The sequence below is a fragment of the Candidatus Syntrophocurvum alkaliphilum genome (assembly GCF_009734445.1).
Taxonomy (GTDB): domain Bacteria; phylum Bacillota; class Syntrophomonadia; order Syntrophomonadales; family Syntrophomonadaceae; genus Syntrophocurvum; species Syntrophocurvum alkaliphilum.
Genome location: NZ_CP046457.1, coordinates 918,196 through 932,012, shown reverse-complemented (window position 1 = coordinate 932,012; position 13,817 = coordinate 918,196). Strand labels below are relative to the sequence as shown.

Sequence of the window (13,817 nt, the reverse complement as noted above, 5' to 3'; positions counted from 1 at the left end):
AGAAGGTTTTCACTTTTGCACCTTTCGAGGCTAACTGCCTTGAGGAGTGGGTGGTTTCTGGTGTATTCAATGAGGGCCAATGTTCCATATATGAACGCTAGTTTTTTGAGTATTCCAATATTCATCACTATCTAATACAATATGTTCATGATCAATAATTTGCCTTCCAATATATCGTACATAGTATTGAACGGCTATTTTCTTGGCCATCTCAACACCCCAGTCGCAAACTGAATTACCTTGAAATTGTAGTAGCCCATCTTTTTTAAATGCTTCCTCAACATCTTGCCTTGGCAAATCGACAACAAAATACCCTCCGCAATGCTTCGAAACAGTGGTTGTATACACGTCAAATTGTACAAACTTTTCTCTGTATTCGGCATCTTGAAATGCACCCCGGCGATATGGAAAGTCAAGGATTTCCTTTATAAATTCAAGCAAATGTGTATAAAAACCCACATGACTATAGGTTTGGAACATTTTATCCTTGAGATAAGCTGTTACAGCTTTCTCTTTAACACAACGTTCATGTTCAAACCTTTTAATAAGCAGTCCTAAGTGGTTATATCGTAATTCTTCTTCTAAGCTGAGTTCATCTCCTGCAAAAAGTTTGACCTCAATATCAGCAAATTGGGACTTGGCAAGGTCGATCCGCTTATCTGTTATGGTCACAGTAAAAGGTTGGTTCCCGCCACCCACATACCACCTCATTATGCGGTTCTTAACTTCGATTGAAAAATCATCGGCTTTGCAATCTGTATAGTTTGTGGAGAAAACCTTTTGCGCACCGTCTTCCGAAGTTACATCTAGTTTGATGTTTTGCTCGGCAAAAGAGATGCAAAAATCAAATTGTAGATGGTTGTCGGGCTGGATGTTTGTCATTTTCGTCTGTACTGAAAAATTTTGACTAGAAGTGAATTCAGATGTAGATTTCTCTTTCGTGCGCAATACAGCAACATTTACATGTCGATTAATGCCGCTACCAATATCGCTAGTAAATTTCCATCCTGAATGCTTAGTAGACCTTTCATGCCAAGCTTCATAGGTAGCACGGCCGAGAGTGTTGTCCTGCCGATTTAAAATAATATAGTGTAAAACTCCCAAAAGAAAGGGCTGAAAATCAATATTGACTAATGATGTTAGTGCCTTTTTGCTTAAAGCCTGTCCAGTACTTTGAATGTAAAATAGATCTGAATCTTTAATAGCAGCATCCAACTCTACAACCTCAAGTAGTGCCTTTATAAGCCATTCAACTTTAGAGGTGTTTTCTATATCTAAATAGCTATCCACAAAATCTGACATTCTCCCAAGGGTGTCAGAATAGTTGTTTTTTATAGCATCATCGAAACTATCAATAACATGTTTTTCATTAAAGGGAATATAAGTACCACCTGAAAACTGACAAGATTTATATTCGGAAGTGTTTTTCTTAAAAGTAGTAAGATAAGAAATCTCTTTTTTACGATTTGTTACATAAATAAGACCTTTTAAGACCTCGGTATCAGAAAAACTGTCGTTCCCACCTTGCAATCTACCTCGTGCATTACCACGCTGTTTTCTTGCCTGTAAGAGTAATGTAAAAAAGATCCCACCGGAAAGGTATGGGTGATTAATATTATCCATGAATAGACCCCCAAAGCAAAATAGTAACTAAATAAACCTTAGTAACTGTTACGGGAAACCCAATAAACTATAAGCTAATTCTTAGAGGGAGAGTTACTTAAGGTTTTTTATTGTGGAATAAAAGCTGTCAAATTAATCATATCAAAGCTGCGTGGTAAATTCCACCATATGGCTTAATAAAAGTTTAATTAATGGAAATCCGACAGTAGACTTTCTTTCTACAAAAATATTTAATGCCTGATTTGCAATAAGGGCAAAGGATACATAAGTTGTTTCGCTCCAGTCCTAAATGACTGTGGCGGTGCAATAGAAGTACCTTCCCTTATTGCGCTCATTTTTAAGATAAAAGGGTCTGTGTACTTCTAGGCACAGACCTATTTTTGTATTCTTTGCCGCCAGTGCAGTCCGGCGGAAAGGGTGCAAAAAAATGTCAATCAATGACAATCATGGTCAACCAAAGAACAAGGATTTCTACAACGGTGCATGGCACTTAACAATCGACAACCAAGTGATAGAAGTCACAGAAGAAGTCTATCGGGCCTACAAGCAACCACTCTGGGCCGAAAACAAGCGCAAGGAAAGAGAGAAGCGTTGCATCATTAGTAATGGAAGAGGTGGAACCAAACGTTGCATGGATGATTGTAGTACATGTGATAATCAAAGAACAAGAAACGTCCTATCGCTGGACAAGTTTAGTGCTGATGGTTTCGACGTTCCTGATTCAGTAAATATTGATGAACTTCTAGAGGACAAGCTACTTCTTGAGGAACTCTATGCAGCCCTTGATGAGCTTGACCCGGAGAATCGCCGTATCGCTGAACTCTTCAGCATGGGGAAAACTGAACGTGAAATATCAGATTGTATCGGTCGGTCTCAAAAGACAATCAACAATCGTAAACTAAAGATTTTTGCCTATCTAAAAGAACTTTTGAAGGATTGTGAGTAATTAATTACTCACAATACCCTCTGGGGTCCTGTGGATATCAGAGGGTATAATCAAAACTATTTTTCAAAGTCATTACTCAAACTTCTACCTTTTGTCCTTTGGAGGTTGAGGGAAAAAAAACAGCCCTCGGAACGGAGGTTAAACAATGCAGAAACAAGCAAACCAAACTGACACTAATAGCCGTGACTCTGAGATGGATGAGAAATTGGCGGATGTTCTCACAGCCATCAGCGTAGTGTCAAAGCGACTTGCGAAAAAATTATTAACCCTTAAGCAGCAAGAAGAGGAACGGGGGAGAGCAAAAGATGAGTGATCTATCTCAAGTTGTAACAGAACTGCGAAACGCTGTTCAATCACTTAACAGCGCAGCAGATTTACTTACTAAATTTTTTAATAGCAGTGGTGGTATCCAGATAACATCTTCGCAAGAAACAGAGGAAAACCCCATTACTCTTGAAGCAGTTAGAGCAGTTCTTGCTGATAAAGCATTAGCTGGGTATACATCTGAGGTTCGAGCACTATTAGAAAAACATGGTGCTGAGAAACTATCTGAAATCTATCCTGCGAAGTATCCCGCACTGCTTAAGGAAGCAGAGGTGCTAGGCAATGGGTAAACACGCATTGCTTTCAGCCTCATCTTCTAGTAGGTGGATAAGCTGCCCACCATCAGCTAGGCTTGGCGAAAACTATGAGGACAAGGGTAGCGATTATGCTGCTGAAGGTACATCTGCACATTTACTTTGCGAGTATAAATTAAAAAAAGCATTAGGTTTAGATGCTAAAGAACCTACAGCAGATCTTACCTTTTATAACGAGGAGATGGAAAAATGTGCAGACGGTTATACCGAATTTATCCTGGGACTGCTAGAAAAAGCAAAGGAATCCTGCAAAGATCCAATTATTCTTATTGAACAGCGTCTCGACTTTTCAAAATATGTTAAAGAAGGTTTTGGCACAGTAGATGCACTGCTTATTGCAGATGGAACTATCCACGTAGCAGATTATAAACACGGAGCAGGTATTTTGGTAGAATCCCAAGACAACCCACAAATGAAGCTTTATAGTTTAGGCGCATTGGAATTATTCGATGACATCTACGACATTGATAATGTTTCCATGACTGTTTATCAGCCACGCAGGGATAATGTTTCTACCTACATAGTATCAAAAGAAAATCTGTATCAGTGGGCTGAAGAAATAATAAAACCTGCTGCAGAATTAGCCTATGCCGGGGAAGGTAATTACCAATGCGGTGAATGGTGCCGGTTTTGCAAAGCGAAAAATGAGTGCCGAGCTAGAGCCGAACACAATCTGGAACTTGCCCGCTATGACTTTAAGCTTCCTCCTTTATTGGAAGATGATGAGGTAGATAATATTCTTGAAAAAATTGACGCCCTTGTATCATGGGCTAATGACATCAAGGATTATGCATTGCGAAGCGCTCTAAGCGGAAAGCATTGGAGTGGCTGGAAGCTTGTGGAAGGCAAAAGCAACCGTAAATACATTAATGAAGATGCAGTAGCAAAGGTAGTACAGGCAGCAGGCTACGATCCCTTTGAACACAAGGTCATTGGAATTAGTGCTATGGAAAAAAAACTTGGTAAAAGTAAATTTGCTGAACTACTAGGTAATCTTGTAGAAAAACCTCAAGGCAAACCTACACTAGTTTTGCATAGCGATAAACGCCCTACTATTAATACTGTACAACAAGATTTTAGTGAATTATAAGGAGGAAAACAATATGTCAAACAACCCTACAAAAGTTATAACTGGTCCTGATACTCGTTGGTCTTATGCCAATATTTGGGAAGCAAAATCAATTAATGGTGGTACTCCAAAGTTTTCAGTATCGCTTATTATCCCCAAATCTGATACCAAAAATGTAGAAAAAATCAAGGCTGCCATTGAAGCTGCATACCGTGAGGGAGAAGGTAAGCTAAAAGGAAATGGTAAAACTGTACCACCTCTTTCAGCTATTAAAGAACCTTTACGTTGTGGTGATACTGAGAGACCTGATGATGCAGCTTATGCTAATGCCTATTTCATTAACGCTAATTCTACAAGCGCACCTGGCATTGTAGATGCTGATCGTCAGCCTATTCTTGAGAGATCTGAAGTTTACAGCGGAGTATATGGCAGGGTAAGCATCAACTTCTATGCCTTTAATAGCAATGGTAATAAAGGCATTGCCTGTGGGCTAAATAACTTGCAAAAAATTCGTGACGGCGAAGCCTTAGGTGCTAAAAGCAGACCGGAGGATGATTTTGCTACCGAAATTGATGAGGACTTTCTCTCATGAGAACCTTAACCCTAGATTTGGAAACCTATTCAAGCATAAACCTCACCGAGTGTGGGGTTTATGCCTATAGTAGTTCTTCTGATTTTGAAATTCTACTTTTAGCTTACGCATTTGATGATGGCGAGGTAGAAATAATCGACATAGCTAGTGGAGAACAGATTCCTAGTGAGCTTCATAGCGCATTAACAAACCCTGAAATTATTAAAACAGCTTTTAATGCTAATTTTGAAAGAACCTGTCTTGCTAGATACTTTAGAACATTAATGCCACCAGAACAATGGCGGTGTAGCCAAGCCCATTCCCTAACGCTAGGTCTACCAGCTAGTTTGGAAGGAGTTGCTAAATGCATGAATTTATCGCAGCAAAAAATAAGTGAAGGTAAAGGCTTAATAAGATATTTTTCCACGCCCTGCAAGCCGACTAAAGCCAATAATGGGAGAACCAGAAACTTACCCAAGCATGACCTTGTAAAGTGGGAGCAATTTAAGACGTACTGCAAGCAAGATGTAGAAGTGGAGCAGGCTATAAGGAAAAAACTAGAACGCTACCCTATGCCGGAAAAAGAAATAAGGCTGTGGTGTTTAGACCAAAAAACAAATGACTTAGGCGTAAGAGTTGATATGAAGTTTGTACAAAACGCCATTTATTTCAATGAAGCCTATCAGAAGAAATTAATAAAAGAAGCCAAGGATTTAACTGGGCTTGATAACCCAAACAGCCCTGCCCAGCTAAAAACTTGGCTAAATGATATACACGAAATTAAAGTGGAGAGTTTATCTAAAGATGTAGTATCAGAACTGCTAAAAGAAACCCATATTGAAGACGTTAAGCATTTATTAAAACTTAGGCAAGATATGTCAAAAACCTCAGTGAAAAAGTATGAGGCTATGAAGCGGGTTATAAGAAAAGACGAAAGAGCCGGTGGATTATTGAAATATTATGGAGCAAGTCGAACAGGGCGATGGGCAGGTAGGCTAATTCAAATTCAAAACCTGCCTAGAAACTCCATGGAGGATTTACACATTGCAAGAGAGATTTTAAAAGCTGGAAACTATGAAACCATGGAGCTACTTTTTGACTCAGTACCGGACACCTTATCCCAACTTATAAGAACAGCTTTCATCCCATCCCCCGGTTGTCGGTTTATTGTATCGGATTTTAGCTCTATTGAAGCCCGGATTATTGCATGGCTAGCCGGAGAAAAATGGGTTGTAGAAACTTTTAAAGGGCATGGGAAGATTTATGAAATGGCAGCAAGCCGTATGTTTGGCGTACCCCTTGAGAAAATTGTTAAGGGCAATCCTGAGTATGAGCTAAGAGCAAAAGGGAAGATAGCAACTTTGGCATGTGGTTACCAAGGGAGTGTAGGTGCACTTATTGCCATGGGAGCATTAAAGATGGGTTTAAAGGAAGAAGAACTGCCAGAGATTGTAGCTGCATGGCGAAATTCTAACCCTAACATAGTCAAGCTTTGGTGGAATATTGAAAAAGCAGCAATCAAATCAGTAAAAGAAAAAACAGCAGTCACTATGCAGTATGGTCTTAAATTTTACTACAAAAGTGGCATGCTATTTATCAGATTGCCCTCGGGTAGAAGTTTAGCCTATGTACGACCTAGGATTGAAATAGATACTCGGTTTAATAAAGAAAAACTTACCTATGAAGGGGTGGATCAAACCACAAAAAACTGGGGGCGCATAAGCACATACGGAGGCCGGCTGGTGGAGAATTGTGTTCAAGCAATTGCAAGAGACTGCTTAGCTGAAGCACTTCTTAGGCTTGATGAAGCAGGTTATAAGGTGGTAATGCATTGCCACGATGAGGTGGTGTTAGATGTTCCTCAAAAAAAAGGTTCACTAGATAAGGTTAATACTATTATGTGTCAGCCCATCAAATGGGCACCAGGGTTGCCGATGCAAGCAGATGGTTTTGAAACAGAATTCTATAAAAAAGATTAATAAAAGGTACTCAAAATAATAATTTCTGTCCTGTGAATAATAAGGAGCTTAAACCCTTAGTAAATTACAGGAGGTAAAATTTTTATGTTTTATGTTAAAGCAAGATTTAACGATGTTGTCGAGATTACCACAGAAATCCATGATGACAATGTGTTTGGTATCTGTCCTGATTGCGGGTGTGAAGTTAATGTTGACCTTGTAGAAATTTTAAATTCTAAATACGGAGATCTAAATGGCACAGCAGTTTACTGCCTTAAATGTAGTAAGAGCGGAATGGAGGGCGGCATATGAAAGAATTGATACCTAAAGACAAATATGGTGTTTTCGCTGACAGAGAGAACACTGCAAGAGTAGACAGCCTTTATATCGCCCAATATTTTGAGAAAGAACATTTTCATGTTCTTCGCGATATAGCAAGAATCACTGACTCCAAATCTGGATTGAGTGAAGATTTTGTTAGTTCAAACTTTAAATCTAGTTTTTATAAGGATAGTACAGGGAGAAGACTACCGTGTTATTTTATGACACGCGATGGGTTTACAATGTTGGTCATGGGCTACACGGGTCAGAAAGCAATGAGATTCAAGGAAAAGTATATTCGTCGCTTTAACAAGATGGAGCAGTTTATTAATACTCTTGTGTCAGCTCGTGAGGAATTCCCTTTACTTACCGAAAATATTAAGCTACTACACGATAATCCTAAGCCATATCACTTCAGCAATGAGTGCGATATGCTTAATCGCATTGTTATTGGGATGTCAGCAAAGCAGTTTAGATTGACAAATAACATAGAAAAAGGAAAAAGTATTAGACCTTATCTTAGTGATGAACAAATCAGTATGCTTGAAACCTTACAAAAAATTGATGTAGGTTTGCTTGTGGCAGTCCCAGATTATCAACAACGAAAGCGTTATTTGGAGTGGTACGTAACTAAGATGAAGGAAAAGGCTATATAAAATAATTTACAGTGAAATATTTTGCAAAGAGGAGAAGGCAGAAAGAAAGCCTGCCTTCAAACCTCTTGAAGCAATGAAGTTTAAGGAGGGAAGGCCTTAGAATGAAGTTTACTTTACATACAGCAGATTGCGCAGGAAATCTTTCAAACTGCATTTATTCCCAAAAGGCTGTAATTGAGGATAAGGAAACCTTTCTTAAAGCAATTAAGTTTGACCATGTTACAGCAGAATATAAAGACAACTACCGCAGCAAGGATAATTTTATTCAGGCTGATAATGTAGCACTTGATTGTGATAATGACCACTCGGAGGATCCTAAAGAGTGGGTTACTTCATCTGATGTTGCAAGGGTATTTTCAGGTATTCCTTTTGCAGTGGCATATAGCAGAAATCATATGAAGCAGAAAGGCAATAAGTCTGCACGTCCAAGGTTTCATGTATATTTTATGATTCCAATAACAACAGACCAAATTGAATATGCCACATTAAAGCAGCAGATTGTATCGGCATTTCCCTACTTTGACGTAAATGCTATTGATAGTGCGAGGCTTATATTTGGCACCGATAATGCAGATGTAGAAATCTATGAAGGTGATAAAAGTATTACTGAATTTTTAGAAGATGTTGCTTTTATTAACTGGGATAACGAACAAGAAGAGATACCTGAGGGAAAACGTAATAGTACAATGTCAAATTACGCAGGAAAAATCATCAAGCGTTATGGGGATACAGATCAGGCATATGATTTATTCCTGAAAAAGGCAGAGAATTGCAATCCACCACTTGAAGAGAGTGAACTTAAACTGATATGGAAAAGTGCAGCTAATTTTGGAAAACGGGTGTCAGTACAGAAAGGATATATACCACCTGAGGCTTACAACTCAGATATATTATTAAAGCCTGATGATTTTTCTGATGTTGGACAGGCAGTTGTTCTATCAAGAGAATATGCAGCTACCCTTAGATACTCTTCGGCCACAGATTATATCGTATACAACGGTAGCTTTTGGGAGGAGTCAAAGTCAAAGGCACAGGCGGTCGCACAAGAACTTACCACTAGACAGCTAGATGAAGCTGAATCAGAGATGAAAAAAGCGATGGCCAAAATGGTTAAAAACGGTGCTGCAGAAATAATGGCATCAATGGGAGCTAAAAAAGCCATAAACTCTTTTAACAAAGAACAGGCTCATTTTTTTAATATGTATGAAGCAGCTACTTTATACAGGAACTACGCTATTAAACGCAGAGATTCAAAATATATTACATCAGTATTAAAAGAGGCCCGCCCTATGCTTGAAATTGAACAAAGAACACTTGATGCAGATGAGTTCTTGCTAAATACCCCTTCTGCTACATATGACTTGCGTAAGGGGACTAAACTAGAGCAGGATTCTTCTAATTTTATTACAAAGCAAACAGAGGTAGACCCAAATGATGTAGGAGCAAGCAAATGGGAGGACGCACTAAATATATTTTTCTTAAGTGACGCAGATCTTATTGACTATGTACAAAAAATCGTGGGGCTTTGTGCTATTGGTAAAGTTTATGTGGAGGCTTTAATTATTGCTTATGGCGAAGGTCGTAACGGCAAATCGACTTTTTGGAATACGGTATCAAGGGTACTTGGTTCATATAGTGGTAATATCTCAGCAGATATGCTGACAGTAGGCTGTCGCAGAAATGTAAAACCGGAGCTAGCCGAAGCTAAGGGAAAAAGACTATTGATTGCAGCAGAAATGGAAGAGGGTATGCGTCTTAATACCTCTAACGTTAAACAGCTTTGCTCCACAGATGAAATATATGCGGAAAAGAAATATAAAGACCCTTTTAGCTATATCCCAAGTCATACTTTAGTGCTGTATACCAATCACCTTCCAAAAGTTGGGGCGATTGATGAAGGTACATGGCGAAGGTTGATTCTTATTCCTTTTGCAGCAAAGATTCAAGGAAATCAGGATATAAAAAATTATGCAGATTATCTTTTCGAGAACGCTGGCGGTGCGATATTAGCTTGGATTATTGAGGGGGCAAAAAAAGCAATTAAAGATGCATATAGAATAGAACCTCCACAGAAAGTTAAAGATGCGATGCAGGCATATAAGGAAAACAATGACTGGCTTTCACATTTTCTTACAGAGTGCTGTGAGATTGATAAAACATTTACAGCAAAGTCTGGTGAAGTGTATAACGAATATCGTGCTTTTTGTTTTCGAACAGGTGAGTTCGCACGAAGTACAGCTGATTTTTATACTGTACTAGACTCAGAAGGGTTTGAAAGGCATAAGACCAAAAAAGGTGCGGTTATTAAAGGGTTTAGGCTGAAATCTGAATTTATGGAATAAGCCTATTTTCTATAAAGGTGATGGTCGATGATAGTCATTTATATAACTTTTCTATAGGGTTAAAAAAATAGCCTATATATAAAGTTAAGGAAATAACCATCACCGACCATCACCACTTAGTTATCACTGATGTTAAAGGAGGTAAAATGACAGAAAAAAATATAGAGCAGATGCTAGTAAAAGAAGTGAAAAGAAGAGGTGGACGTGCTTTTAAGTTAATATCCCCAGGTATAAATGGAGTGCCTGACCGGCTGGTACTTTTGCCTAACGGAAAAATAGGTTTTATAGAAGTAAAAGCACCTGGCAAGAAAATGAGACCTATTCAGATAAAGCGAAAAGCACAGTTAGAGTCACTAGGGTTTTTAGTTTATTGCTTAGATGACCCAGAAGATATTAGGGGTGTGTTAAATGAAATATCAGCCACATGATTATCAAACTTACTCAACTGATTTTATTTTAAAACATAATGTTGCAGGACTTTTTCTTGAACCAGGGCTTGGTAAAACAGTAATCACCTTAACAGCTATCTTTAGCTTACTTTATGATTATTTTGATGCTACTAAAGTATTAGTTATTGCACCTTTAAGAGTAGCTAGAGATACTTGGATTCGAGAATGTGAAAAATGGGAGCATCTTAATGGTTTGACTATCTCTAATGTACTAGGCAGTGAAAAAGAAAGGAAAATGGCCCTTTATAAAAAAGCTGATATTTATGTAATTAATAGAGAAAATGTTCCTTGGCTAGTCGAGCTTTATAAAAATGATTGGCCATTTGACATGGTTATTATTGATGAACTATCTAGTTTTAAATCTCCATCAGCCAAAAGGTTTAAGGCATTAAAGAAAGTGCGTCATAAAATCAAACGTATAGTAGGGTTAACAGGTACTCCTGCACCTAATAATCTTTTAGATATTTGGAGTCAAGTCTATCTCTTAGATGGCGGTCAAAGGTTAGGTAGAACTTTTACAGGCTACCGCAGCAGGTATTTTCATCCACAGAAGTTTGTTAATGGTATTATTCCTACTGATTATGTTCTTAACGAAGATGCTGAAGATAAAATCTATGAAAAAATAACTGATATTTGTATTAGCATGAAGGCTTTGGAGTATATCAAAATGCCTGACTGTATATTAAATAAAGTTGAAGTTAGCTTATCAGATAAAGAAATGAAACTATACCGTCAGTTAGAAAAAGATCTATTACTACCTTTTGAGGATAGTGATGTAGATGCTGCCAATGCAGCAGTCTTATCTAACAAACTCCTACAAATGGCAAATGGTGCGGTCTATGATGAGCATGGTGATGTTAAGTATATTCATGATAATAAACTAGATGCCCTAGAAGATTTAATAGAATCAGCTAATGGAAAACCTGTTCTTATTTATTATAGCTTTAAACATGATAAGGATCGAATCAAGAAACGTTTTGATGCAAAAGAGATTAACACCTCAGAAGATATAGCAAAGTGGAATGCGGGAAATATTAATATAGCTCTGTGCCATCCAGCATCAGCAGGTCATGGTCTTAATTTACAAGATGGTGGTTGTACTATTATCTGGTTTGGACTTACTTGGAGTTTAGAACTATACAGCCAAGCCAATGCAAGACTATGGAGACAAGGACAAAAGAATACGGTTGTAATTCACCACACTATTGCTAAAGACACTATCGATGAACGGGTTATGAAAGCAATTGAAGATAAAGATACTAGCCAGACGGCTTTAATTGAAGCTGTCAAAGCTAGACTGAAGGAGGGTTTTTAAAGTGGCAGATATAGATAAAAAAATAGTATTCATATGTTCACCATTCGCCGGTGATATCAAAGGTAATTCACAACGTGCAAGAAGGTATGGGAGATTTGCTGTAAGTAAAGGCGCAGTGCCATTTGTGCCGCATCTTTTATACCCACAAATTTTAAATGAGCATGATCCAGAAGAGAGAAACTTAGGAATTAATTTAGGATTAAATATATTAGCTAAATGTCAAGAGTTATGGGTTTTTGGTGAGTATATCTCCCCTGGTATGAGTATTGAGATTAATCAGGCAAAAAAGCTTATGATGCCGATTAAATATTTTAGTACCAGTTGCAAAGAGATGAAAAATGAAAAAGACTGTTTTGCTTATAAAAATAAGAAGTGCACTATTTTAACAATTAATAAATGCAAAGGGCCAGATTGTTCATTCTTAAAAACTAAAGAACAGGCGAAAGAAGAACAAGAAAAGATTATTGAAAGAATACGTTCACTAGATAGAGAAACACAAAAGTTTATTATCGATACTTACTACAAGGGTAAACTCGAAGTCAAATAATTAGGGGGGGATGGGTTTTGAAAGCTAAAGAATACTTATCACAGGGGATTTGGCTTGATCAGATAATTGATAGTAAGTTAGAGCAATTGGAATCATTAAAGAGTTTAGCTACAAAAGTTACTGCAACATTTACCCATACAAAAGTTTCAGGAGGTAATGATGTAAGAAGCCCCGCAGAAAATGCTATTGTAAAAGTTATAGATTTAGAAAATGAAATCAATGCAGATATAGATAGACTAGTAGATTTAAAAAGGGAAATCCTAGAAACGATTAATAAGGTTAATGACTTAAACTATAGATTGCTCCTTGAGATGCGCTACATTAGTGGAAAGTCGTGGGAAGAGATATCAGCAGATTTAGGTTATGAACGTAGTTGGGTGTTTCGTGTACATGGAAAAGCATTAAAAGTCATAGAACAAAAATTAAAAGCGACTAAAAGCAACTAAAAGCAACTAAAAGCGACTTTAAACCACTATGCAATGTTGATATTATATAAGATGTAAAGGTATAGAAATAATCAAGAGAATCACATGCTGTTTGGATATGCCTAAGGGATAGATCGTTACGACTCCCGGGAAACGCAGTATTAAAGCCCAAAGGAGTAAACTCCCGAGGGCTTTTTCTATGCCCATTAAACAGGAGTTGAGAAAAATGAAATGCAAAAAATGTGTATGGGGAACATGGTATACGACAAAGAAGGTGTATTGCATGTTCCCTAGTTGTTTTAAAGAGGTGAAAGAAAATGCCTTACAAACCAAAAACACCATGTCGTTATCCTGGGTGTCCAGAACTAACAACTAATACTTATTGTAAGTTTCATACTAATGATAGACCTAGTGCTGCAAGTCGTGGTTATGACAGTAGGTGGAGAAAAGCAAGAAAGAGATTCTTAAAAGCTAATCCATTATGCAGGTACTGTGAAAAAGAAGGTAGGATTACACCTGCTACAGTAGTGGATCATATAGTTCCACATCGAGGTGATGAAAAACTATTCTGGGATGAGGGTAACTGGCAGCCATTATGTAAGAGGTGCCATGATAGGAAGACTAGGACAAAAGATCAGTATCAAGAGTACAGCTATTAACATAAAATTCCATAAGCCCTGCTAGGGGGGAGGGGAGTCATAATCTCTAAACCCTTATAGCACCGGGACCGCCGCCCTCTCATGCGTGAATTTTCGCGGAATTAAATAAGGGGGGTTATCCATTTTATAGATAAAATGACTTAGACATAAGAATTAATATGGCCCTTTAACGCTTTTACAATTGCGATAACGTTAGGATTAACAGCCAAAAGTTTACTATAATCAATAAACTGCAAATTAATAATATATAAACGCCTTTTAAAGCTTGGCAGATAGCTATATAAGGGCGTTTTTTATT

At 37.8% G+C, this 13,817-nt stretch carries 15 protein-coding genes; 14 read left to right on the top strand and 1 reads right to left on the bottom strand.

The window, feature by feature from the left end:
• Positions 1-66: 66 nt before the first annotated feature.
• Complete coding sequence (locus SYNTR_RS04590; RefSeq protein ID WP_156203421.1) at positions 67-1,623, bottom strand: hypothetical protein; 1,557 nt, start codon at positions 1,621-1,623, stop codon at positions 67-69.
• A gap of 427 nt (positions 1,624-2,050) precedes the next feature.
• Between SYNTR_RS04590 and SYNTR_RS04585 the strand changes: the two genes are divergently transcribed.
• The 14 genes from SYNTR_RS04585 to SYNTR_RS04525 all read left to right on the top strand — a co-directional run bounded on the left by SYNTR_RS04585 (position 2,051) and on the right by SYNTR_RS04525 (position 13,519).
• Positions 2,051-2,569: a helix-turn-helix transcriptional regulator gene (locus SYNTR_RS04585; protein ID WP_156203420.1), complete on the top strand. Its 519-nt coding sequence runs from the start codon at positions 2,051-2,053 to the stop codon at positions 2,567-2,569.
• A gap of 145 nt (positions 2,570-2,714) precedes the next feature.
• On the top strand, positions 2,715-2,882 hold the full coding sequence (locus tag SYNTR_RS11535; protein WP_197079200.1) for a hypothetical protein: 168 nt from the start codon (positions 2,715-2,717) through the stop codon (positions 2,880-2,882).
• Entirely contained in the window at positions 2,875-3,183 is a 309-nt protein-coding gene (locus tag SYNTR_RS04580; RefSeq protein WP_156203419.1) for a DNA ligase, read from the top strand. The genes SYNTR_RS11535 and SYNTR_RS04580 overlap by 8 nt, the downstream gene beginning before the upstream one ends.
• Entirely contained in the window at positions 3,176-4,297 is a 1,122-nt protein-coding gene (locus SYNTR_RS04575) for a DUF2800 domain-containing protein (protein ID WP_156203418.1), read from the top strand. Before SYNTR_RS04580 ends, SYNTR_RS04575 begins: the two co-directional genes overlap by 8 nt.
• A 13-nt stretch (positions 4,298-4,310) precedes the next feature.
• On the top strand, positions 4,311-4,868 hold the full coding sequence (locus SYNTR_RS04570; RefSeq protein ID WP_156203417.1) for a DUF2815 family protein: 558 nt from the start codon (positions 4,311-4,313) through the stop codon (positions 4,866-4,868).
• Positions 4,865-6,826, top strand: a complete 1,962-nt coding sequence (locus SYNTR_RS04565) for a DNA polymerase (RefSeq protein ID WP_156203416.1) — start codon at positions 4,865-4,867, stop codon at positions 6,824-6,826. Before SYNTR_RS04570 ends, SYNTR_RS04565 begins: the two co-directional genes overlap by 4 nt.
• A gap of 84 nt (positions 6,827-6,910) precedes the next feature.
• Positions 6,911-7,117, top strand: coding sequence for a hypothetical protein (locus tag SYNTR_RS04560; RefSeq protein ID WP_156203415.1), 207 nt, complete (start codon positions 6,911-6,913; stop codon positions 7,115-7,117).
• Positions 7,114-7,782, top strand: a complete 669-nt coding sequence (locus tag SYNTR_RS04555) for a Rha family transcriptional regulator (protein WP_156203414.1) — start codon at positions 7,114-7,116, stop codon at positions 7,780-7,782. The genes SYNTR_RS04560 and SYNTR_RS04555 overlap by 4 nt, the downstream gene beginning before the upstream one ends.
• 101 nt (positions 7,783-7,883) lie before the next feature.
• Entirely contained in the window at positions 7,884-10,124 is a 2,241-nt protein-coding gene (locus tag SYNTR_RS04550; protein ID WP_156203413.1) for a phage/plasmid primase, P4 family, read from the top strand.
• Between the two features lie 146 nt (positions 10,125-10,270).
• Positions 10,271-10,552 carry a VRR-NUC domain-containing protein gene (locus SYNTR_RS04545; RefSeq protein ID WP_156203412.1) on the top strand — a complete coding sequence of 94 codons (282 nt, stop codon included), beginning with the start codon at positions 10,271-10,273 and terminating at the stop codon, positions 10,550-10,552.
• Positions 10,533-11,888 carry an SNF2-related protein gene (locus SYNTR_RS04540; RefSeq protein WP_156203411.1) on the top strand — a complete coding sequence of 452 codons (1,356 nt, stop codon included), beginning with the start codon at positions 10,533-10,535 and terminating at the stop codon, positions 11,886-11,888. Before SYNTR_RS04545 ends, SYNTR_RS04540 begins: the two co-directional genes overlap by 20 nt.
• Position 11,889: 1 nt before the next feature.
• Complete coding sequence (locus tag SYNTR_RS04535; RefSeq protein ID WP_156203410.1) at positions 11,890-12,435, top strand: DUF7768 domain-containing protein; 546 nt, start codon at positions 11,890-11,892, stop codon at positions 12,433-12,435.
• A 17-nt stretch (positions 12,436-12,452) separates the two neighbouring features.
• On the top strand, positions 12,453-12,881 hold the full coding sequence (locus SYNTR_RS04530; protein ID WP_156203409.1) for a DUF1492 domain-containing protein: 429 nt from the start codon (positions 12,453-12,455) through the stop codon (positions 12,879-12,881).
• Between the two features lie 296 nt (positions 12,882-13,177).
• Positions 13,178-13,519: an HNH endonuclease gene (locus SYNTR_RS04525; RefSeq protein ID WP_156203408.1), complete on the top strand. Its 342-nt coding sequence runs from the start codon at positions 13,178-13,180 to the stop codon at positions 13,517-13,519.
• The last annotated feature ends 298 nt before the right edge of the window (positions 13,520-13,817 follow it).